The organism is Salipiger thiooxidans (assembly GCF_900102075.1).
Classification (GTDB): domain Bacteria; phylum Pseudomonadota; class Alphaproteobacteria; order Rhodobacterales; family Rhodobacteraceae; genus Salipiger; species Salipiger thiooxidans.
Genome location: NZ_FNAV01000067.1, coordinates 1 through 1,609, shown reverse-complemented (window position 1 = coordinate 1,609; position 1,609 = coordinate 1). Strand labels below are relative to the sequence as shown.

At 63.3% G+C, this 1,609-nt stretch carries 1 protein-coding gene; it reads left to right on the top strand.

Annotated features, from left to right (window positions below; translation table 11 throughout):
- Nucleotides 1–217 precede the first annotated feature (217 nt).
- Nucleotides 218–1,237, top strand: coding sequence for an IS110 family RNA-guided transposase (locus BLQ77_RS28055; protein ID WP_089964325.1), 1,020 nt, complete (start codon nt 218–220; stop codon nt 1,235–1,237).
- Nucleotides 1,238–1,609: the final 372 nt, after the last annotated feature.

Sequence of the window (1,609 nt, the reverse complement as noted above, 5' to 3'; positions counted from 1 at the left end):
TCTTCTTCTCCATGCTACTTCTCCAACTTGCAGACATAGGCACAGCCTAACCTGCTGAGTGAAGCAGCCGGTACATCCCATTAGCGGACCTTCGGACTGCGTGACAACGCCGCGGCGCAGCTTCACCAAAGCAGATGGGGTGGATGGCTCCCGCTCCCCGGCGTCGCAATGCGCCATAGTGCAGGTGTCAGAATCTGCAAGCGAGAGGAGCCACCCCATGCAGGTTACCACTGTCGGCCTCGATCTGGCCAAGACCATCTTCCACGTCCATGGCGTGACGGAAGGCGGCGAAGTGGCCTTCAACCGACCTTTGCGTCGGGCGCAGGTGATGTCGTTCTTCGAGCGACTGTCCCCCTGCCTCATCGGCATCGAGGCCTGCGCATCGAGCCACCACTGGGCGCGGGAGCTTTCGAAGCTGGGCCACACAGTCCGGTTGATGCCGCCGATGTACGTCAAACCCTACGTGAAGCGGGGCAAGTCCGACGCGGTCGATGCAGAAGCCATATGCGAAGCGGTCACGCGACCAACGATGCGGTTCGTCGAGATCAAGTCCGAGGACCAGCAGGCGCTTTTGTCACTGCACCGCGCACGAGATTTCGTGGTTCGCCAGCGTACCCAGCTGATCAACATGCTCCGGAGCCTGGCCGCGGAGTTCGGCATCGCCATCGCTCGGGGCGTGGCGCGGGCCATCGACTTTGCGAAGGGGATCATCGAGGGCAAGCAGTCCGGCCTCCCCGAGCTCGCCCAGGACGTCCTGCGGGTCCTCAGCCGTCAGCTGCTCGATCTGCACAACCGCCTTGGCTGGTACGAGATCACGATGCGCATTCAGGCCCGTCTCAGCCACCAGGCGCAACTCCTGCAGACGATTCCCGGCGTGGGGCCGGTGACGGCCTCGGCCGTGGCCGCCACGATCGGGTCCGGCCGCCAGTTCCGGAGCGGTCGGGAGTTCGCGGCATGGCTGGGGCTGACACCGCGCAACCATTCCAGCGGCGGTAAGGAGCGATTGGGAAAGATCACCAAGATGGGCGATCGGTATCTGCGCCAGCTCATCGTGGTCGGAATGACATCGCGCGTGCGGCAGGTCGCCAATCATCCCGAGCGCGCCGACCCCTGGCTGACGAAGCTGCTGCAGAGAAAGCCGGCCCGGCTCGCGACGGTCGCCATGGCGAACAAGACGGCGCGGATCATGTGGGCAGTCCTGACCAGGAACGAGCCCTACAAGCCGCACCCCGCTTAAGCCGGCACGCGCCCACGAGATAGCAAGACCAACGATGTGATGGTGTCCCCTTCAGCCGCAACGATCAGGACGCTCCGCCGAATGACCCGGGCGACATTGCCCGCAAAGCAGATAGGAACCTGATCTGCGGACCCCATCCACTGCCCGGCAGTGCATGTTTACATGCACGAGAGGGAGGGCCAGCGGCAATGTCCGCGCAAACAGGCCGGACACAAGACCGCTTCTGAAAAGGTACACGAGATCATTTACGACATGCTATGCGGGAGCCATCCACACAGGTCGTTCGCGCGTCGCGCAGCATTTTCCGACGGCCGAGGTCCGCTGAGCGGGACCAAGCGGCTCTGTTGCACAAATCGCGTGAGGGATTCATCT